Source organism: Empedobacter sp. UBA5987 (assembly GCF_002429865.1).
Lineage (GTDB): Bacteria > Bacteroidota > Bacteroidia > Flavobacteriales > Weeksellaceae > Empedobacter > Empedobacter falsenii_B.
The window spans coordinates 429-21,646 of record NZ_DJBB01000068.1; the positions used below are offsets into that span (position 1 = coordinate 429).

The window sequence follows — 21,218 nt, forward strand, 5'->3', positions numbered from 1 at the left end:
AAACGCTCATTCCTTTGGCATAAAGCGACACAATGATGTTTTCTAAGCCATCAACCATGCTTTTGCGTTTGGGAATCAACATTGGATTAAAACTCGCTTCGCGATCTCTGGGAACCTGAATTTCAGATTCGCCTAAACTCGTTTTGATCGTCTTTGTGCCATAGCCATTTCGACTATTCGTATCTTTCGATTTATCGTGTTTAGGATAATCCAAATGCGCGTCCAATTCACCTTTGAGCATCGTTTCGATTGCGCGTTTTTGAAGGTTTTGTAAAAAACTTGATAATTCTTCGCTAGTTTTAAACTGCTTGAAAAATTCTTCTGAAAATAATTCTTCCTTCATAACAAACTGTGTTTTTAAAGTTAATAAAAAATGACTTAAGTTGTTCAACCCAAGTTATTTTACTTACACAGTTTGTGAGATAGTGTCGTAAAAAATAAATCTTAATTAATTTTTCCTTCTTTTTCCAATCTCTCTAATGCTTTTTCGTGAGCTGATTTTACATCATTTTTGATTTTTTTATCTTGAGTAGATTTTCTAATCTTTTCTGCATGATAGGCCAAATCATCTAATGTCATTTTATAACTTACATAAAATCCGCGATTATATCTTGAATATGAAGCTAATCCCCAACCAGCAATTAATTGATTCTTAATTTTTTTGGTTTGATATTCGTTCAAATAACGTTGAAGTTTTGGAGAAATTTCTTCTTTCGCAATTGATTTTACAGAACCATTCATTCGGCTAAACCAATATTTATTATCCAATTTTATATATGATTTTGCACCTAAAATGCTTTTAAAAGCAAGATCTCCAAGCAGTAAAACCTTTTCAAATTCAGATTTTTCATTGGTCATATAATCCCAATACATTTCAGAAGTCATTCCAACCATCGGACTTTTATCTATTGTTGCTTCATACAAATCTTTACCATTTTGATAAGCTGCTGCAACATTTTTAAATTCGATTCCAAAATCATCACAAGCCTTCTGATAACCTGTAAAAGAACCCGAATATTTCTCGAAATTATCTATAAAAACTCTATAAATACAATAATGTGAAATATCAATCAAAACTTTTTTAGAATCATCTAAAAAACCGTTTATCAATTGTATCGGAAAGTTATAATATTCGTAGGAACTCATAATTGTTTGATTGTCTTAAATGTGGTGTTAATTCATCGACTAAGATAAGATAGTTTTTATTATTCTTAAAATGATAAGTATCAAAAAAATTCAAAATTTAATAGGTTAGATTTTTAAAGGGGTAAAACTTCAATTCCTAATTTCTTCCTAAATCTTCTTTGTCCTTTGTCTCAAAATAATAAACAAATGAAATTTTTCTTTACAATAATTACAAGCACTTTCTTAACAATTACTACGATAGCTCAGACGAAAAATGATTCAATTATCACCATTCAACCTCAACAAAAAACATTAAAACCTAAAATTAAACATGCAGAACCTTTGTATACAGATTTGATGCGTGATTTGGGCGCACGAAAAGGAGAAGCTGAGATAAATGTAGGATTTGGAGTTGCCTCGAAAAAAGGATATAATGAATATAATGGTTTTATTGAGTATGAATGGGCTGTTGCAGATCGTTTGGGATTGGAGGTTGAAGTACCTTTTTCTTTTAATCACAAAAGCGATAATAACGATGGCTCTATTTATGTTCCGAACAATAAAATTGAAGGGTTAAAATTAGCTACTGAATATACTTTTTTGGTGAATGAAAAACGAAAAATATCTTTGGCAGTAACTTATGTTCATGAATTTGAATTCAATAATTTCAAAAAAATAGGACATCAAGGCTCTGTATTTACGGGTATGAAAATGAATCCTGTTTTTATTGGAGCAAAGAATTTTAAAAATTTCAACACGTTAATCTAGACAGGTCCTATTTTTGAACATCATTATAAAGAGCAAAAAGTAGATGTTGGAGCAACTATAAATGCAAGTATGATGTATGTTTTACCAAATTCGAAAAACTTTATTGGACTTAAAAATAATATGGATATTGACCACGATGGATTTCATTATACTTTTAGACCTCAAATTAGATTGGCTATTCAACACAATTTAATGATTGGTTTGGTTACTGGAGTTCCTATCACCAAACATACCGGAACCAACCTTGATGTGATGACACGTATTATTTGGGAACCTTAGTTTTCTTAATAAAAAAACCTCCTTTAAAACTTTTTAAAGGAGATTTGTGGAGCTGGCGGGATTCGGGACATGCACTACATATCAATATCTTAGCTCTAAAAACCTTCTAAAGGGGATGAAATCGGGGATGATTTCCACTAATTATCATTTTCAACCCTACTCGTATATTTTATTTAAATCAAAGAATTCCTTCGTCTGCAAAACTAAGGTAAGAATTTTTAACCATAATGATATGGTCTAACAATCGAATATCAAATAACTCGCAACACTCTTTAATTTTAGAAGTTATTCGTTTATCTGATTCACTCGCATTTAGGTTTCCACTTGGATGGTTATGAGTTATTACAAGAGCAGATGCGTTAGCTTTTAATACCATTCCCATAATTAACCTTACATCAATGCTACAAGTGTTTATTCCGCCCTTAAACATGCTTTTAATTCCTAAAACTTGATTCCCTTGATTTAGTAATAATATTTTGAACTCTTCTTGAAGTTCAATTGTATCCAAATCCCAATTCGCTTTAAGAACTTGATAAACTTCACTACTTCCCATTACTTTGATTTTCTCATCTACTTCATTCATATATGAGATTTTAATTTCTGACACCTTCATTTTTGGCTATAAGATTTTAGAGTAGAGATAAATTTTGTTGATGATTTAGTATCAAAAACAAGCAAGTTTGTTTACCTCTACGTTTGTTAAACATTAATTTAGAATCACAGGAGGATGAATAAATCCACCAGAAAAAACCATTCTATTAAAAAGTAGTGCGGGGGATTCCAAATCTTCCAAAAATAGGCGGGGGTTATTCGAGGGTAGTTTACGTGTTCGAAAATTTTATAAAAAAATTTTTGTAGAAATTGTAAAGTTTGTAATTGTAGTGAAAATAAATAATTAATCTTTTACATACTTTTTATCAAAAAGTCACATGAATAAATATCATTGTAGATTATCAATTCATCGATGATTTCAGTATATTTGTTGGTTAAAACTATATTATAAATAACGGATAACGGAATATGGCTGATTTTGCAGGAACAGGAAGAAAAAGACCTTTACTAAATATAAATTTTCAGAATCTACTATTAGACCCTGAGAATCCAAGATTACCACAAGACGTTCAAGGTAAATCACAAAACGACATCATATATGCACTATACAAATTCTTTGACACTGAGGAATTAGCATATTCAATGAGTGAAAATGGATACTTTGACGAAGAACCTTTAGTTGCTGTACCAGAAAATTTACTTGATAAATTTATAGGACTTTCCTACGAAGATTTGAAAAACAATCAAGACTATAATAATTTCATAAATAATCCTGAAACTAAATTCATCGTATTAGAAGGAAATAGAAGATTATCAACAATAAAATTATTACTTGATGATTCTCTTAGAAATGAATTAAAAATAAAAACTTTTCCTTCTCCAGAAGAAAAAATATTAGAAGATTTAAAAAACATTCCAGTAATAATTTATCCAGAAAGAAAACAGGTATTACCATATTTAGGTGTCAGACATATTTCAGGAATCAAAAAATGGGAACCATATGCAAAGGCTCGATATGTCGCAAATATGGTTAAGGCTGGTAATACAATTGATGAAATTCAAAAACAGGTAGGAGATAGAACAAATTCGGCAAAAAAAATTTATTTATCGTATCAGTTAATAGAAACAGTAAGGGATGAATTTGATTTAGATACATCAAAGGCTGAAAATCTATTTTCTTATTTGCTTTTAGCTACTGGACAAGGTGGTGTGAAAGATTTTATTGGATTAGATAAAAAATTACAAAACGTAGATCTAGAAAATCCAGTACCAAGTGATAAACTTGAGAATTTAAAAGATTTGTTTTCTTGGCTATTTGGTGAAAAAGAAACTGAAAAACTACCTGTGATTCAAGAGTCAAGAGATATTACTTCAAAATTATCTCCTGTTCTAAGGAAAAGTCACGCAGTCCAAATATTAAAGGAAACTAGAAACTTGGATGATGCCTATGAAATGAGTGATGGTGAAGATGAATTATTAAAGAAAAATTTAAGTAAAGCTAATAGATTGTTAGCTACATCTCTTGGTTTATTTAATGATTCAAATAAAGAATTTGTGCTTGATGATATTAAAAAAATAAAGGAAACGTTAGATAAAATTTTATTAATAAATGATATAAAATTATAATGCCTACAAAATTAATAGAAAATCCAAATTCTGTTAGTAATGTAGCAGATTGGGTAGAATTTTATGTTTTTGCAATGGATGATAGTTTATCGAAATCAGAATTACTATCATATATCGAGGATTCTTCTGGTTCTGAACCTGAACAAACCTTTATTGATGATATTTGGCTAGAACTTGAAAGAAGGTTAATTTTATATGGAGCTAATAAACCCTATCAATTAGATGTTAGAGAAATATTACCTCTAATAAACTGGAAAGATTTTCCAGAATATCTAACTTGTATTATATTGTCAATTGATGGTAATTCTGTTGAAGCTGTGAAAACAGGTAAGTTATTTGAAAGATTATCTAGTAAAGCTGTAAGAAATTATTTTTCAGGTAACTCAATAATTTATGGACATCCTAGTAAACAAACAGTAAAAAAAATTGCAACTGATATTTTCGAAACCTTTATTAAAGAACCTTCTTCAAATTTTAATGACAGAGGTGTAGATATAATTTGTTGGAAACCATTTAATGACAAAAGGAAAAGTCAAATTACTGCACTTATACAATGTGCTGCTGGCTTTAATTGGGATAAGAAATTATTAGGAATACCGTATAAAGCTTGGAAGCAATATATACATTGGGGTTCTGACCCTTTAAAAGGATTTACAGCACCTATAGTTATTAATGAAAAAAGATACGATGATGTAGTTACTGATGCTGGAATAATGTTTGACAGACCTCGTATTTACCAAAATATTCAATATGAGTATTCTGATGACAGTCATCTAATTACTGATCTAATAAATTGGTGTGAGCCCAGAATTAAATCATTTATAGCTAATTAATTATGAAGTTTATTGATTTATTTGCAGGTCTAGGTGGATTTCACAAAGCACTTCATGAACTTGGGCATAAATGTGTATTTGCATCTGAATTAAATACCGAGCTTAGAGATATTTATTACGATAATTGGAAAATAAAACCTTATGGTGATATTAGAAAAATAACTTCAGAAAATATTAATTTAATTCCTAAACATGATATTTTGTGTGCAGGATTTCCTTGTCAACCATTTTCAAAAGCTGGAAAACAACTTGGTCGTGATGATGAAGGTCGAGGTGACTTATTTGATGAAATAATCAAAATTTTAAATTACAGAAAACCAAAATATTTTATTTTAGAAAATGTTGCATTTATTGCAAAACATGACGAAGAAAAAACATGGAATTATATAAGATTAGAATTAGAAAAAATTGGTTATAATGTAAAGCAAAATATATACTCTCCACAAGACTTTGGGATACCACAACATAGAAAAAGAATCTTTATTGTTGGGTCACTAAATAATCTTGATTATTTCAAGTTTAGTGATATTGACGATTTAAAAACAGATGATATTCATATTAGTAGATTTATTGAAAATAACCCTATTATTACAAAACATTTGTCTAAGGAGAGTTTAGATTGTTTAAATCTTTGGCAAGAATTTATTAAATCAATTCCAAAAGATAATAAAATAATCGGAGCCCCTATTTGGGCAATGGAGTTTGGAGCAACTTATCCATATGAAAATGAATACCCTCACATAATGAGTGAATTTGAACTTGGAAAGTATAAAGGCAATTTTGGGAAATCATTAGCAAATATGTCAAAAGATTTACAATTTGAAAACTTACCAAGTTATGCAAGAGTTGATGATGAATTTCCTGCTTGGAAAAAAAGATATATTAGAGAATCACGAAATTTTTACCTAGAAAATAAAAAGCATATAAAAAATATTGTTAAAAAAATATCAAAATTACCTTCACAAAGTTGGCAAAAATTAGAATGGAATGTTGGCGAAAATGAAAGAGATATTTTTAATTATATTATACAATTCAGAGCATCTGGAGTAAGAGTCAAAAAAGTTGATTATTTTCCCTCGCTAGTTTGCACATCTACGCAAACTCCAATTATAGGATGGCAAAAAAGATATATAACAAAAGAAGAAGGATTGAAATTGCAATCATTAGAAGGTCTAAAATTACCAAAGTCTGAAAACTCAGCTTTTAAAGCTTTAGGAAATGCAGTCAATGCACATATAGTTAAACTTATTGCCGAAAAACTACTAGAAAAAAAATAATAAAAACTCTCAAAAGATATTTAACATAATTTGGTTATAGTGGGCTTGTCCCCGATAGCCCGTAGGCGACTATAACAACAAGTTATGTTAATATAGATTTTGTCCGCTGTTTATATTTAAGTTTCAAGATGGCTTTCAAGCTCAGGAGATGTAAAAGAGATATCGGTTGGATTTGCAGTTTTTGTACTTTTTGTAACATTGTAAATCTTGTAAGCTTATTATTTTATATATGTATTTTGATTTTTAATTAATTATATTTTACATTACCTTTTTTAATCCTCCTGTGCTTACATATAAATAGAAGATATATTGATTAACTATTACATAGATTACAGAGTTACAAAGTGTACAATTTTTACAAATACAAAAAACCTCAGCTAATTTTTAGCTGAGGTTTATATTTATACTATAATACTTTTCTGTTTAGACAGAGACATAAATTGTGATATAGTTAATGATAGTATCAATCCGAAAGTAGGAAAAATGAATAATACTGTTATTATAACCGTACAAACCATTACCCAAGTCCTATTTTTAGAATATTTTTCAACATTATTTCCATCAAGGAAATCCATGTATAATTTTCTGTTTCGTTTTAATGGTTTAAATAATAATTGTACCAAGTAATAAAACAGAATTGACGGTATAACTATTCCTGAAATAATTCCAAATGCACCCATATCGTCCTCACCTTTATTATTAGTTTGTCCAGCTAAGACAGCTAAGACTAATAATAATATAATTAAGAAACTCCAGATCTTACTTAAGGTATTTGCTATTTGTATTGTTCTCATAATTTAATTGTAATAATTATTGATTTGTTCTTTTGCTTCTTGATAACTTGCACCATTCAATACAAGTAAACCAATACTCACTTCTTTAAAAATATCTCTTTGATTTTTTTTATTATAAAAATTCCACGTTTTTCTAAGAGTTCCATCGACTAAATCATTGGACTTGTATGTAATAATCAACTCATCTTTCTTTTCCTTCACAACAATTTTTACATAACCTCCACCTAGAAAAGAATAACCAATTACTGCTTTTCCTGCTGAATTACTAATTATTTTCATTTTAGGATGAGATAACAAATCAGCCATTAAATCTTCGTATTCTTCTAATATATTTGTTTCAGATGAAGTGTTTTTATTTAAACTAATCGTGAAATAAACAAAACCAAACACAGCAGATATACTCATAATATTATCTCCTAAACTTAATTCATACTTTGTCAATACTCCAGCAGTCATAAAAATTGTAGCTACAACAAAAGATAAAATATAATCATATCCCAATCCTTTTCCTGTTGAAAAATTATCAAGAAAAGCTTTTGTAACTCTATATCCTAAAAAAAATAGTATTAAAATATGTATCGTAAAAATAATAGCCCAATGCCATTCGAGCACTATTGAATAAGAAACAACAGGAAGGATAATTCCACAAACTAATGGAATATATGCAAATATTGATTTTGTAAAATATAATTCATCATTGAACATGGCTATAATAAATATCCCTGAACAGATAAAAAAAATTAATGCTGAAAATAATAATAGAATTTCACTCATATAAATGTAATATCTAATGAGCCTAAATAGATGATTTTGATTAGAAAAGAAGGCGTAGGCTCGGACTCTTATTTAATTGTAGGGGCTCTGGTAAGCCTTGAGGCATAGATAAGCGAAACCCACGCCCTTTATTTATAAAGGACATGAGAATCAACTTAACCTTACTCCTCATTTTGAATTTACCAGATTCCTATAGGTAAGATTTTCGTTAACGCTTCACGTTAGTTTTACGATATGTTATTGAGACAAATATAAAACAAAAATCGCTTTGTTAACCTATGTTGTTGTTTTTTGGTTTGTAAAAAATAAGGAGGTAAAAAACCTCCTTATTTTCTAATTAACTATGGAATAAGTTGTACCGATTTTAGTCAATGCCTTTTTATTTAATAACCTTTTTAATGCATTATCTACAGTCTTAACACTAACCGAAAGTTTCTCAACGACAATTTTTACCGCTTCTCCTCTTTTAAAATTTTGAGGTAGCAATTGTAAAATTTCAGACTCAGAAGCCTTCAAATCAATTGATTTATCATATAAACTAGCCGTATCTAAAGAATTTCTTAGTAAGTAAGGCAGAATAACTTTTATAAAATCAATAGCTCTGTCAGAACATTCAAATCTATCCATTTCATCAGAAAATTCTTCGGTTTTCTCCAAAACAGTATAAATCATCAACAAACGAAACATCATTATTGCTTGTCGCAAGACAATATCTACTAGATTTTCATCAATTTCTTGTACTGAGTTAAAATAACCTTCAAAGAAATTGTTAAAATCTTTGAGTTGTTCCTCGTTTAAATAAAATTCACGCTCTAAAGAATTAACAACCTCATATACGTTGAATATATAGTCGTTGAGATTATTAATTTCTTGTCTACGATTGCCTACATAAGATCCATCGTTCCATTTTGATCTTTCTGAATAGGTGTAGAACAGAATCCTGCTGAACAACCCATTTTCTCTTGATTGTATCAATGGTTTTACTTGTTCTCCAGTTCCTGAAATAGCCACCGTTAACCTCGGAGTATCACATATAATTTCTGGATAAGATTTACGAGAAATACTTATGCGTTCGTGTTGGAATGCTTTACGTAATATCTCTGAGTAGTTTCCCCACTCCCTCTTTAATACAAAAGATAAAGTATCAGCTTCGTTATCATGAATGTAACTCCCATCAGAGAACGAATTTGATAAACTTTCTTGTAATTTTGAACTACTGTTATTCGCTGGAATAAAGAAGTTAGAATTTCTTGTTAGAATTTCTTCTTTTACTTTTTGAATAATTTTCTCTCCAATCGATAACTTAGATTTACCTGTAGCTGCTTGCCCAATAACAAATAAGTAGAGATTTGGAAAGAACAACTCATCTCTATAATAGCCAAATACTTTTGGGAAAATTGCACTAAGATGTGTTAAACTTGAGAGGAGAACGATATCCTTCTCTCGCCCTGTAAAGGTTTCTAATAAAGGTTTTAACACATCAGGAGCCAAATCAAATACTTCCTGCGGAAATTTTCCATCATCAGGTATTTCAAATGTAACCTCCTCTGTTGTTATTTCCTCCTTTTCTTGTGAACCCTCTAACTCTTCCTGTGAAATTTCTACTTCTTCTTTAGAAGTTGTTTTCAAATCAACGTTAGAGTCTATCTCTAACTTGCTAAAATTTCCATTTAAGAATGGATTTCTTACGAACTCTACGTTCAAAAATTTTTCTTTCATTATAAAATGATTTTTTAATTCCTAGAAAGATTCGTTCTTTCTTTATTGCAAGTTTAGAGCGAAAGCTGAAGAAGTGAACGGAGACTAATTTTTTAATTATTTTTACTTTGACTCTCCACTCATAGCCTTTGTTACAGCATCATAATATCTTTTATTATAGAATGAAGAAAGAGTAGTTTCGTTTAAATTACAATTTGAAAAAACACCCTTAACACATGGAATTTGGAAGATGTGACAAAAAATCACAATAAATTTTATTTTTTCATCTACTTCAGAGAGCAATTTTTCAACTTCTGAATAGAGTCTATGTTTTAGAATTATATGAGTTACTTTATCAATTTCTACTTTTGTCATATAAGATTCGATAAATTCATCGGTTAATAATTCTTTTAAATTCTGAGTTATTGAAAATAATGCGAAAAAATTAGTAATTCTAACAACTTGTTGAGCTGTTGATTTTGGAGTAAAAGTAATTTTTACAACATCTTCTGTAGAATTAATATCATCGTTAAGAATATTTTTAAGCTGTTTCAATTCTGATTGAACGTCAATAAATTCTTGAAGCATCTTTTTCTCTTCTTCAGTACTAATAGTGTTATACTTTTTTATAAAATTATATTGGTATTGAATCCCTAATTGTAAAAACTTACCTTTTAGCTCAACTAAATCATATGATTTAAACAAATCATCAAGCAAAAATTCTGCTTTTTTAGAAATTCTAAATTCCTTAAAAGGGAATTCTAAATTATGTAAGAAACCTTTACTATAGCTTTTATTAAAACGAACTTTCCTAGATAAATTCTCTCTTTCTAAATCTGTATAACCTTCTTCAGTAACAATTTGAAAATTATAAACAGTAGGTTTTTCCATATTATGTATTTTTTGTAACTTTTGTATTATTGTAAAATTAGTAGTTTAAATATTATTATAGAAAGGCTCAGGATTGTTTTACTATATAAAACCTCTTCTTTATCTCCTGAGCCTGTAATCTACCATAGTAGCTTCTTACAAAAATTACAAGTTTACAAGTTTCCCAATATTCTAATCATTCGTTGTAACATTTCTTCTAAATTTTGAATAATAAGATTAATAAAAGACTCTTTATTATGTTCTACTTGTGCGGTTTCTAAAGCAGAATAGTATTTTAATCGACTGTCAATATCGCCTTTTAAAATTGCAATTGGAAAACCATTTTGTAATAAGATTAAATTCGTTAATAAGCGGGCGGTTCTTCCGTTTCCGTCTATGAATGGGTGTATAGTTACTAAACGTTCGTGCATTTCGGCACTTAATACAACAGGGTGTAATTTGTCTTTATTGTCATTGTACCATAAAAACAAACTTTCTATTTCCTTTTGAACTAAATATGGTTGAGGTGGAACGTGCTTTGCTCCCGAAATCAATACTTGTAAATTTCTATATTTTCCTGCCTGTTCGTTGTTGATTCCTTGTAGAATTAAATAATGAATTTGTAATAAATCTCTTTCCGTAATTGTTTCATTTTGCTTTGCAAGGTCTTTGATATATTCAATTGCATTTTGATGGTTAACTGCTTCTAAATGCTCATTCAAAGACTTTCCACCTATCGTTAAACCTTTTTCAATTACAAGAGCTGTTTCTTGTAGTGTCAAAGAGTTTCCCTCTATCCTATTACTTTCATACGTATATTCAATATCAAGAGCCTTCGTAACCTTATCGCTTTGTAAGTTCCTAAGCTTGTTAAGATGTTGTTTTAATTCATCTAAATGTTCAAATCTATTTTTCATAATTTTATTTTCTTTTTGGTTCAAGTTTCGACCTCAACAAATCTGCTTTCTGCTTATCGTTCATCTTTATATATGTTTGTAGGGTTTTAGTTTGCTTGTGTCCTGTACCAAGTTTCAACGTATCTAAATCAACCCCTTTTCCATAATTAAGCGTTACAAAGGTTCTTCTTGCTGTATGGCTACTTATCATCTGCCATCTCACTTTTTTATTGTCACCGTTGTACTGCTTATTGAGTGTTTCGCATAGTTTAGCAACTTCTTTGATGTACTCATTGAACTTGACATTAGATATCTTCGGAAGTTTATAACTATACTTTACAAGAATTGTTTTTACAACTTTCAACAATGGAAGAGTTAATTGCTCATTTGTTTTCTGCTGTCGTATAGCTATGTACTCATCGTCAATAATGTTTGATTGATTTATTTTGTTGAGGTCTGAAAATCGTTGACCTGTATAGCATGCAACTAAAAACAAATCTCTTACCTGTTCCAATCTTTTGTTATTAGATAAGTTTAATCTTTCCATTTCATCTATTTCATTTTCACTCAAAGCAATGTTATCTACTTCAATATCCTTTGTTAAAAATCTACTATTATGCAAAAATGGATTAACCTTGATACCTAAATTCTCAATAAAATATAAAACTGTTCTCAAAAATTTCATTTTACGATAAACAGTAGTCGGAGCATACTTCTTAGTCTCGATTAAATACTCTACATATTCATTTCTAAACTTCAAATCAATCATCTCAGTATTATAAATACGCTTCTTATCCTTCTGAAAATCTTTGAAGTTTTCTTTGGCTTGTTTATACTTTTGAACTGTTGTATGAGCTGTTGTAGATTTTATAGTCTCAATGTAGTCATCAAAATAATCTAAAATTGTTTTCTTATCAACTTTCTTAAACATTGGATTATTCTGAAAGTATTCCTGTTCAATCAAATTCTTTAATTCTTCCGAGTTTGGTTTTCTTTTGAAGGTTTCAGTAAAGCTATTAAACATTTTATAAGCTACTTTTTCAATTTCGACCAATTCTTTGTTTATAGTTTGATGATTCTTTTCTGAAATGGTTTCCTTAACTTTCAACCTTTCTTTATTCCAAAACTTCGGATTAACCTTCTGTTTAGTTGAGATTTTCATCTGTAGACCATCCCAACGCATGACCAAATAAATAATCGTTTCTGAGCTACTCTTTGGCTCTTTCAATACAAATGTTGTCTTTATCATATATCATTTTTTTAAAATTCCTTTCTATGAGAGGGATTCAAGCTGATATACGAGGGGATGAATTAGGGGATGAAATAGCGTTTTTTCACCGATTTTTATATAATTCCAAAAAGTATGGACACAAAAAAACCCTCTATTTTAGAGGGTTTAATAACTTTTAGTGTTTATAAAAGTTGTATTTGTGGAGCTGGCGGGATTCGAACCCGCGTCCAAACAAGCAACAAATAAGCTTTCTACATGCTTAGTTTATTATTAATTTTCGACGATATCCTGAGAATAAACACTCTGTCAACCGCTTATCATCTAAAATCTCGAAACCTATCCGATGCACTAAGGTTTCTATTCTTACTTTCCCGTGTCCCTGTATCAAACGCCGTAAGTCAAGGCTTTTGAGGGACATTCAGCTTCTATACCTAGTATAGACGTGGCGTATTCTTACTAAAATTCAGAATTATGCAGCTAAAGCGTACTCTTCGTTGCCAGTTAAAAAGTTGAAGTGCCTGATTAAAGTGAGTACACAACCTATCACTGCATGCTTACTTACCCATTGGCCTTGCTGTCAAAACCAGTCAGCCCCATAAATAAATTGTCAATAAATAATTGACGGATGCCAAATGTACAAATTTTATACCAAATAGAATTAACTTTTTCTAAACATAATTATTGAACAAATTTGAATAAATTAGAAAAAATTTAATTCACAAAAAATTTTAATAAAATGGGAAACTTAGTTAATGTACCTACATTCAAAGATCATTATGACAATTACATCAATGGTCAATTTACGCCACCTACAAATGGAAAATACTTTGATGTTGTAACGCCACTTACTGGAAAAGTTTTTACAAAAGCTGCGCATTCTTCAGAAGAAGACTTAGTAAAGGCGGTAGATGCTGCTCACGAAGCTTTCAAAAGTTGGAGTCAAACTTCGCCAACGCAACGAAGCATTATTTTGAATAAAATTGCAGATCGAATCGAAGAAAATCTACAAAATGTTGCGGCTGTAGAAACTTACGATAATGGAAAACCAGTTCGTGAAACGTTGAATGCTGATATTCCTTTGGCAATCGATCATTTCAGATATTTTGCTTCGGTAATTCGTGCTGAGGAAGGTTCTATCAACGAATTAGATAAAGATACAGTTTCAATTATTATCCACGAGCCAATTGGTGTTGTTGCGCAAATTATTCCTTGGAACTTCCCAATTTTGATGGCGGTTTGGAAATTAGCTCCTGCGTTAGCTGCTGGAAACTGTGTGGTTTTAAAACCTGCTGAATCTACTCCTATCTCGATTTTATATCTATTCGAATTAATTGGAGATTTATTACCTCCAGGAGTTGTTAACATTGTAAATGGTTTTGGTGGAGAATTAGGTCGCGCATTGGTGACAAATCCTAAAGTATCGAAAGCTGCATTTACAGGATCTACAGCTACAGGACGTTTCGTGATGCAATATGCAACAGAAAATATTATTCCGGTTACCTTAGAATTAGGTGGAAAATCACCAAATGTATTCTTCGAATCTGTAATGGATCATGATGATGATTTCTTAGACAAAGCAATTGAAGGTGCAGTATTATTTGCACTTAATCAAGGTGAAATTTGTACGTGTCCGTCACGATTATTGATTCAAGAATCTATTTATGATAAGTTTATTGCACGAGTTGTAGAACGTGTAAATATGATTAAATCAGGAAATCCTCTTGATCCTGAAACAATGATTGGTGCGCAAGCTTCTCAAATTCAGTATGACAAAATTTTAAGTTATATTAAATTAGGAAAAGAAGAAGGTGCAGAAGTTTTAACTGGTGGAGATGCTAATCATTTACAAGGAGATATCGAAAATGGTTATTACATCAAACCAACATTATTTAAAGGAAATAACAAGATGCGTATTTTCCAAGAAGAGATTTTTGGACCTGTGTTAGCTGTGACAACTTTTAAAGATGAAGCAGAAGCGATTGAGCTTGCTAATGACACAATTTATGGTTTAGGAGCTGGTGTTTGGACGCGTGATGCACATCAATTGTATCAAATTCCACGTGCTATTCAGGCTGGTCGTGTTTGGGTTAATCAATATCATAGTTATCCTGCTGGAGCGCCTTTTGGAGGTTATAAACAATCTGGAATCGGACGTGAGAACCACAAAATGATGTTAGATCATTATCGTCAAACTAAAAATATGTTAGTTTCTTACAGCAAAAAGAAACTTGGATTCTTCTAGTCAAAACATTTAAAAATGCTACCATTGATATCTATTTTAATAATAATTTAAAACCATAATATTATGATTCCAAAAACAATGAAAGCGGCGGTTGCACAAGGATATGGACAACCTTTAAAAATTCAAGAAGTTCCAGTAAAAACTCCTGGGCGATATGAAGTTCTCGTAAAAGTAATCGCATGTGGTGTTTGTCATACAGATTTGCATGCAATTGATGGAGATTGGCCTGTAAAAGCTAAAATGCCTTTAATTCCTGGACACGAAGGGGTTGGTATTGTCGTAGCATGTGGACCAGAAGCTCAAGTGAAAGAAGGTGACGCTGTTGGTGTTCCTTGGTTATATAGCGCTTGTGGATGTTGTGATCATTGTATTACTGGATGGGAAACACTTTGCGAAGCTCAACAAAATGGTGGATATAGTGTAGATGGTGGATTTGCTGAATATGTAATTGCAGACTCTAGGTATGTAGGGCATTTAAAATCGAATACAAACTTTCTAGAAATAGCTCCAATTTTATGTGCTGGTGTAACAGTGTATAAAGGATTAAAAGAAACGGATACTAAACCTGGAGAGTGGGTTGCTATTTCTGGAATTGGAGGCTTAGGACATGTTGCTGTACAATACGCAAAAGCAATGGGATTGAAAGTAGCTGCTATAGATGTTGCTGATGACAAACTAGATCTAGCAACAAAACTTGGAGCTGATATAACTGTAAATGCTAAAAATACAGATCCTGGAAAATTTTTGCATAAAGAAGTTGGCGGAATGCATGGAGCTCTAATTACTGCAGTATCTCCAATTGCTTTTAAACAAGGAATTGATGTATTAAGACGTAAAGGAACAATTGCTTTAAACGGATTACCTCCAGGATCATTCGAACTACCTATTTTTGAAACTGTTCTAAAACGAATCACCGTAAGAGGTTCTATTGTTGGAACAAGAAAAGACTTACAAGAAGCATTAGATTTTGCTAACGAAGGTTTGGTAAAAGCTACTGTAACACCAGCTAAATTAGAAGACATTAATGATGTTTTTGACAAAATGAAAAAAGGTCAAATTGATGGTCGAATAGTATTAGATATAGCTAGTACAACTTAAAAAAAAATTTTTCTGTATGAAATCAATTAATCGTATATCTGCATCTGATAAAGCAAAAAAACTTCTAGTTGAATTAAAAGCAAAACATGGCGATTTAATGCTTTATCAAGCTGGTGGTTGTTGTGAAGGAACACAGCCGCAATGTTTTAGAAAAGGCGAATATTATCTTCGTTATAAAGATGTTTGTATTGGAGAGATTGACAATGTCGAATTTTGGGTGGATAAAGATTTATTTGAATATTGGAAATATGCTCATTTCGAATTAGATGTAATTGAAGCAATTGGAGCAGGAGGATTTTCGTTAGAAGTTCCGCTTGGAAAAACATTTAAAGTCAATTATCGAATATTCTCTCAAGAAGAAGTTAATCAATTAGACGAAGTCAAAATCAATTTATAACAGAAAAGCCATTTGCATTGCAAATGGCTTTTTTATTTATGATAGAAATAATTTTATCCTAAAACTTCAATCGCTTTGTTGATACGTGCAATCGTTTCCTCTTTTCCTAAAGTTGCCATAATTACAGGAACATCTGGTCCTTGTAATGCACCAACTAAACTAAGACGTAAAGGCATTCCAATTTTTCCAAATCCAATTTCTTGCGTTGTAACAAATTCTGCCATTGCATCGTGTAAAATTTCTGACGTAAATTCTGATGAATTTAAAACATCAACAAATTTTCTTAAAATCTCTTTCGAATCATCTTTCCAAGCTTTTTTAGCTGCTTTTTCATCGTAAGTAGAAGGAGCTATATAAAAGAATTGACCTTGTTCGTAAATATCTTTTACAAAGTTTGCTCTTTCTTTTAACAATTCAACCACTTTTGCGTCTAAAGCTGGATTAGCTTCGATTCCGTTTTCTTTTAAAACTTCTTCGAAAGATGGCAATAATTCTTCAACAGATTTTTGTTGTAAATATTGATGATTAAACCAAGTTGCTTTCTCTGGAGAAAAACGTGCGCCCGATTTCGAAACTTTTTCTAATGAAAATGATTGAGTCAATTCTTCCATTGTAAAAATCTCTTGATCAGTTCCAGAGTTCCATCCCAATAAAGCTAACATATTCAATACTGCATCTGGGAAATAACCTTCTTGTTTGTATCCTTTTGCAATTCCCTCTTCTGTTTTCCATTCCATTGGGAAAACTGGAAATCCGTGTTTGTCTCCATCACGTTTACTTAGTTTTCCTTTTCCTTCTGGTTTCAAGATTAATGGTAAATGTGCGAAACAAGGTGCTTCCCAACCAAATGCATCATACAATAATTCATGTAAAGCCATTGATGGTAACCATTCTTCTCCACGAATTACGTGAGAAATTCCCATCAAATGATCGTCCACAATATTAGCTAAGTGATACGTTGGCATTCCATCAGATTTAAACAAAACTTTATCATCTAAAGTTGATGCATCAATCGTGATTTTTCCACGAATCATATCATTCAATAAAACTGTACGAGAATCATCAATTTTGAAACGAATCACATAAGGCGTTCCATTCTCAATTAAAGCTTTTGTTTCAGCTTCTGTCATTGACAATGAGTTTTTCAACTTTCCTCTTGTCGACCAATTATAAATAAATGTTTCTTTATTTTCGTCTGCTTTTGCACGTGCAGCGTCTAATTCTTCTGCCGTATCAAACGCATAATATGCATTTCCAGAAGCTAATAATTCGTCTACATATTGTTTGTAGATTTCTTTACGCTCTGATTGACGGTAAGAACCTAAATCTCCACCAAAACCAACACCTTCATCAGGAGTTAAGCCTAACCATTTCAACGAATCGATAATATATTGTTCAGCACCTTCCACATAACGTGTTTGGTCTGTATCCTCTATTCTTAATAAGAATTTTCCGTTATTATGTTTTGCGAAAAGATAATTGTATAACGCAGTACGGACTCCTCCGATGTGTAACGCACCTGTTGGACTTGGCGCAAATCTTACACGAACTTCTTTTGCCATTGTATCAAAATTTTTGCAAATTTAAGTCGTTCAATTCTATAATAGATATTTATTTTAAATAATATTCTATTTTTTATCTTCGTAAAACGAAAATTCAACAAAATAAAATCACACAAAAATGAAATTATATACAATAGAAACAGGAAATTTTAAATTAGATGGCGGTGCCATGTTCGGAATTGTACCAAAATCGATTTGGAATAAAACAAATCCTGCTGATGATAGAAATTTAATTGATCTTGCGATGAGATGTCTATTAATCGAAGATGGCGAACGATTAATATTGATTGATACTGGAATCGGAACTAAACAAGATGCAAAATTCTTTGGTTTTTATTATTTATGGGGCGATGCAACTTTGGATAATTCTTTAGCCAAACATGGATTTCATCGCGATGATATTACAGATGTTTTCTTGACGCATTTACATTTTGATCATTGTGGAGGAGCAATTCAATACAACAAAGAGAAAAATTATTTAGAAGCTTCATTCAAAAACGCAAAATTTTGGTCGAATGCGAATCATTGGGATTGGGCAGTAAATCCAAATCCTCGCGAAAAAGCATCTTTCCTAAAAGAAAATATTTTACCTCTACAAGAAAGTGGACAACTTAATTTGATTGATTTGCCTCAAAATGGATCAATTTTAGAAAATTCTCCACTTGGTTTTGATATTTTATTTGTGGATGGACATACCGAAAAACAAATGTTGCCAATTATTACATACAAAGGCAAAAAAATAGTTTATATCGCAGATTTAATCCCAACTGTAGGACACATCCCGTTAATTTATGTCATTGGGTTTGATACACGACCTTTAATAACAGTTGAAGAAAAAGGAACGTTTTTACAAAAAGCAGTCGAAAATGAATATATTTTGTTTTTTGAACACGATCATGTCAACGAATTGGCTACATTGAAATTAACAGAAAAAGGTGTCAGATTAGATCAAACCTATTCATTTTCAGAAGTTTTTGATTCAATTTAAAATCAATTTCATAACCGAAATGATTTCACAAATTCAGAAAAATATTTTCATACCTTTGTGTTGTCATTTAAAAAAATTATAGAAGCATGGGATGTGGATCTTGTGGAACTTCTAATGGCCTTCCGAAAGGATGTAACAATAATGGTGCTTGTGGCACTGATGGTTGTGGAAAATTATCAGTTTTTGATTGGTTATCGAATATGCAACTTCCAAATGGACAAGAAAAGTTCAATTTTGTGGAAGTTCGTTTCAAAAACGATCGAAAGTTTTATTATAAAAACGAAAACAACATATCTCTAAATATTGGCGATGTAATCGCTGTTGAAGGAACGCCCGGTCATGATATTGGGGTTGTTACACTTACGGGTGAGCTTGTTAGAATCCAAATGAAAAAGAAGAATCTTTCGTGGACTGCGGAAGATGTCAAGAAGGTTTATCGCAAAGCGAACCAGAAAGATATAGAAACTTGGGTAGAGTTTCGTGATAGAGAAAAACAAACAATGGTTGATTCTCGAATTATGGCGAAAAACCTTAATTTGGAAATGAAAATTTGTGATGTTGAGTACCAAGGAGATGGAGCGAAAGTAACATTTTATTATACAGCAGAAGGACGTGTCGATTTCAGACAACTAATCAAAGAATACGCTGGGAAATTTGGCGTAAGAATTGAAATGAAACAAATCGGATATCGTCAAGAAGCAGCAAAAGTTGGTGGAATTGGATCTTGTGGACGCGAATTATGTTGTTCTACTTGGTTAACAGATTTCCGCTCTGTGAGCACTGCTGCGGCACGTTATCAACAATTGTCAATTAACTCGCAAAAGTTAGCTGGACAATGTGGTAAATTAAAATGTTGTTTAAATTTTGAATTAGATTCATATTTAGATGCATTAAATAGTTTTCCATCAATGGAAAGCCGTTTCGAAACTGAAAAAGGTTGGGCACATTGTGTTAAAATAGATGTTTTCAAGAAAGAAATGTGGTTCGCTTATGATAAAGGAGGAATTGTTTGGTACAAATTTTCGGTAGACGATATTCAAGAGTTTTTAGCAATTACTGCAAAAGGTCTAAAAACTGAACCTTTAGAAGATTTAGCTAAAAATGTAGAGGAATCGAAACCAGATTTTACAGATGTAATTGGTGAAGATTCTTTAGAACGTTTTGAACGTAAAGAAAAACAGAACAAAAAACGTAAAAGAATTAAGAATAATCAAAATTCTGGAAACGAAAAAGTTGCGGCGAATACTAATAATCTAAAACCTCAGAAGGCAAAACAAAAACAGCCTAATGAAGCCAAAGATAAAGCAAATCGTCCTGAAAATAAACAAGGAAAGAATCCAAATCAGTCTAAAAAGAATAATCAAAATAGACCGATCAAAAATTCGAATCCTAATCAGAATCAGCAACTACAAAATCAGCCAAAAGAGAAGCAACAGCCAACTCAGGCAAAAGAGCAACAAGTTCAACCAAATACTGATCAGCAAAAGCCGCAAGGAAATAATCGCAATCGCAATAAACAAAAGCGAAAACCGAATAAACCGAGCAATAATAGCCAACAAAATAATCAAACAAATCAGGCTAATCAGTCAACTCAACAACCAAAAAAACAACCTCAGCAAAATAATCAAAATGCTGAGCAAAAACCGAAAACTAAGGACGAGAATCATACAAATAATTCTCAACCGAATCCAAATAAATCGAAGAATCGAAGTAAAAAAAGATTTAATCGTGGGCCAAAACCAAATGATACGCAACAGTAGTTTGCTTTTTATTTTAGTCTTTTTATTGTTTAGTTGCGAGGCTAAACATTATTATCAAGACACAAAAGATGTGAAAGATGAATGGAAGAGTAATCAGCCTCAAACCTTTACGTTTGATGTAAAAGATTCTAAACCTTCGGCTGTTAACATTGGATTTGTGTTAAGAAATAATACGTCGTATGAATATAGTAACTTATATTTGTTCACGAAATTCATCGATCCTAAAGGAAATGAAATGATTGATACCTTACAGTATTACATTGCAAATCCTGATGGAAGCTGGATTGGTAAAGGAATGACAACAAAAGAAATGATGTTGGTTTATCGCGAAAATTTACCAATAAAAGACTCTGGTCGCTATCAACTAAAAGTTTGGCAAGGTATGCGAACAAAAAAATTGAAAGGAATCGAAGACATTAGTTTGATTGTTGATAAAGCTGAATAATAC

21 protein-coding genes and 1 other RNA gene are annotated in these 21,218 nt (G+C 31.2%); 11 read left to right on the plus strand and 11 right to left on the minus strand.

The genetic code is table 11. The features are described 5' to 3' along the window. Positions 1 to 343: transposase (locus B3J26_RS11765; protein ID WP_291074660.1), on the minus strand; the 343-nt coding region annotated here is incomplete at its 3' end. A 101-nt stretch (positions 344 to 444) separates the two neighbouring features. After that, the gene (locus tag B3J26_RS11770; RefSeq protein ID WP_221854735.1) at positions 445 to 1,146 is read right to left on the minus strand and encodes a hypothetical protein; all 702 of its coding nucleotides are present in this window, start codon (positions 1,144 to 1,146) and stop codon (positions 445 to 447) included. Between the two features lie 186 nt (positions 1,147 to 1,332). Between B3J26_RS11770 and B3J26_RS11775 the strand changes: the two genes are divergently transcribed. Next, complete coding sequence (locus B3J26_RS11775) at positions 1,333 to 1,893, plus strand: HAEPLYID family protein (RefSeq protein WP_291074661.1); 561 nt, start codon at positions 1,333 to 1,335, stop codon at positions 1,891 to 1,893. Between the two features lie 69 nt (positions 1,894 to 1,962). Beyond that, the gene (locus B3J26_RS11780; protein WP_291074662.1) at positions 1,963 to 2,172 is read left to right on the plus strand and encodes a hypothetical protein; all 210 of its coding nucleotides are present in this window, start codon (positions 1,963 to 1,965) and stop codon (positions 2,170 to 2,172) included. Between the two features lie 178 nt (positions 2,173 to 2,350). On the opposite strand, the gene B3J26_RS11785 is transcribed toward B3J26_RS11780, so the two are convergent. Then, positions 2,351 to 2,785, minus strand: a complete 435-nt coding sequence (locus B3J26_RS11785) for a JAB domain-containing protein (protein ID WP_291074663.1) — start codon at positions 2,783 to 2,785, stop codon at positions 2,351 to 2,353. Between the two features lie 407 nt (positions 2,786 to 3,192). Here B3J26_RS11785 and B3J26_RS11790 point away from each other — a divergent pair, with 407 nt between their 5' ends. From B3J26_RS11790 to B3J26_RS11800, 3 genes are read left to right on the plus strand one after another with little or no spacing between them, the layout of a single operon-like run. Further along, positions 3,193 to 4,350: a hypothetical protein gene (locus B3J26_RS11790; protein WP_038336262.1), complete on the plus strand. Its 1,158-nt coding sequence runs from the start codon at positions 3,193 to 3,195 to the stop codon at positions 4,348 to 4,350. Beyond that, positions 4,350 to 5,183 carry a hypothetical protein gene (locus tag B3J26_RS11795; protein WP_038336261.1) on the plus strand — a complete coding sequence of 278 codons (834 nt, stop codon included), beginning with the start codon at positions 4,350 to 4,352 and terminating at the stop codon, positions 5,181 to 5,183. The genes B3J26_RS11790 and B3J26_RS11795 overlap by 1 nt, the downstream gene beginning before the upstream one ends. A 2-nt stretch (positions 5,184 to 5,185) precedes the next feature. After that, on the plus strand, positions 5,186 to 6,460 hold the full coding sequence (locus B3J26_RS11800) for a DNA cytosine methyltransferase (RefSeq protein ID WP_038336259.1): 1,275 nt from the start codon (positions 5,186 to 5,188) through the stop codon (positions 6,458 to 6,460). Between the two features lie 401 nt (positions 6,461 to 6,861). On the opposite strand, the gene B3J26_RS11805 is transcribed toward B3J26_RS11800, so the two are convergent. From B3J26_RS11805 to ssrA, 7 genes are all read right to left on the minus strand, one after another. Further along, the gene (locus B3J26_RS11805) at positions 6,862 to 7,254 is read right to left on the minus strand and encodes a hypothetical protein (RefSeq protein WP_291074664.1); all 393 of its coding nucleotides are present in this window, start codon (positions 7,252 to 7,254) and stop codon (positions 6,862 to 6,864) included. A 3-nt stretch (positions 7,255 to 7,257) separates the two neighbouring features. Then, positions 7,258 to 8,028, minus strand: coding sequence for a hypothetical protein (locus B3J26_RS11810; protein WP_291074665.1), 771 nt, complete (start codon positions 8,026 to 8,028; stop codon positions 7,258 to 7,260). A gap of 333 nt (positions 8,029 to 8,361) precedes the next feature. Beyond that, positions 8,362 to 9,747 (minus strand): DUF3987 domain-containing protein, encoded by a 1,386-nt coding sequence (locus tag B3J26_RS11815; RefSeq protein WP_291074666.1) that lies wholly within the window; start codon positions 9,745 to 9,747, stop codon positions 8,362 to 8,364. A gap of 102 nt (positions 9,748 to 9,849) precedes the next feature. Continuing rightward, positions 9,850 to 10,617, minus strand: coding sequence for a hypothetical protein (locus B3J26_RS11820; RefSeq protein ID WP_291074667.1), 768 nt, complete (start codon positions 10,615 to 10,617; stop codon positions 9,850 to 9,852). Between the two features lie 152 nt (positions 10,618 to 10,769). Next, on the minus strand, positions 10,770 to 11,537 hold the full coding sequence (locus B3J26_RS11825; protein ID WP_291046721.1) for a Fic family protein: 768 nt from the start codon (positions 11,535 to 11,537) through the stop codon (positions 10,770 to 10,772). Next, positions 11,518 to 12,741 (minus strand): site-specific integrase, encoded by a 1,224-nt coding sequence (locus B3J26_RS11830; protein ID WP_291074668.1) that lies wholly within the window; start codon positions 12,739 to 12,741, stop codon positions 11,518 to 11,520. Before B3J26_RS11830 ends, B3J26_RS11825 begins: the two co-directional genes overlap by 20 nt. A 179-nt stretch (positions 12,742 to 12,920) precedes the next feature. After that, positions 12,921 to 13,318, minus strand: a transfer-messenger RNA (tmRNA) gene (gene ssrA / locus B3J26_RS11835). Positions 13,319 to 13,459: 141 nt separating this feature from the next. Here ssrA and B3J26_RS11840 point away from each other — a divergent pair. The 3 genes from B3J26_RS11840 to B3J26_RS11850 all read left to right on the plus strand — a co-directional run bounded on the left by B3J26_RS11840 (position 13,460) and on the right by B3J26_RS11850 (position 16,460). Next, positions 13,460 to 14,965: an aldehyde dehydrogenase family protein gene (locus B3J26_RS11840; RefSeq protein ID WP_291074669.1), complete on the plus strand. Its 1,506-nt coding sequence runs from the start codon at positions 13,460 to 13,462 to the stop codon at positions 14,963 to 14,965. Positions 14,966 to 15,028: 63 nt separating this feature from the next. Further along, the gene (adhP, locus tag B3J26_RS11845; protein WP_038336794.1) at positions 15,029 to 16,063 is read left to right on the plus strand and encodes an alcohol dehydrogenase AdhP; all 1,035 of its coding nucleotides are present in this window, start codon (positions 15,029 to 15,031) and stop codon (positions 16,061 to 16,063) included. Positions 16,064 to 16,079: 16 nt separating this feature from the next. After that, complete coding sequence (locus B3J26_RS11850) at positions 16,080 to 16,460, plus strand: DUF779 domain-containing protein (protein WP_291074670.1); 381 nt, start codon at positions 16,080 to 16,082, stop codon at positions 16,458 to 16,460. 53 nt (positions 16,461 to 16,513) lie between these two features. Here the strand turns inward: B3J26_RS11850 and gltX are convergent, their stop codons facing one another. Beyond that, positions 16,514 to 18,022, minus strand: a complete 1,509-nt coding sequence (gltX, locus tag B3J26_RS11855) for a glutamate--tRNA ligase (protein WP_038336832.1) — start codon at positions 18,020 to 18,022, stop codon at positions 16,514 to 16,516. Between the two features lie 118 nt (positions 18,023 to 18,140). Here gltX and B3J26_RS11860 point away from each other — a divergent pair, with 118 nt between their 5' ends. The 3 genes from B3J26_RS11860 (at position 18,141) to B3J26_RS11870 (ending at position 21,215) form a co-directional block, all read left to right on the plus strand. After that, positions 18,141 to 19,010, plus strand: a complete 870-nt coding sequence (locus B3J26_RS11860) for an MBL fold metallo-hydrolase (RefSeq protein WP_291074671.1) — start codon at positions 18,141 to 18,143, stop codon at positions 19,008 to 19,010. Between the two features lie 86 nt (positions 19,011 to 19,096). Further along, a complete protein-coding gene (locus tag B3J26_RS11865) occupies positions 19,097 to 20,770 on the plus strand; it encodes a regulatory iron-sulfur-containing complex subunit RicT (RefSeq protein ID WP_313252389.1) in 1,674 nt (557 codons plus the stop codon). Continuing rightward, positions 20,754 to 21,215 carry a gliding motility lipoprotein GldH gene (locus B3J26_RS11870; protein ID WP_291074672.1) on the plus strand — a complete coding sequence of 154 codons (462 nt, stop codon included), beginning with the start codon at positions 20,754 to 20,756 and terminating at the stop codon, positions 21,213 to 21,215. Before B3J26_RS11865 ends, B3J26_RS11870 begins: the two co-directional genes overlap by 17 nt. Positions 21,216 to 21,218 lie beyond the last annotated feature (3 nt).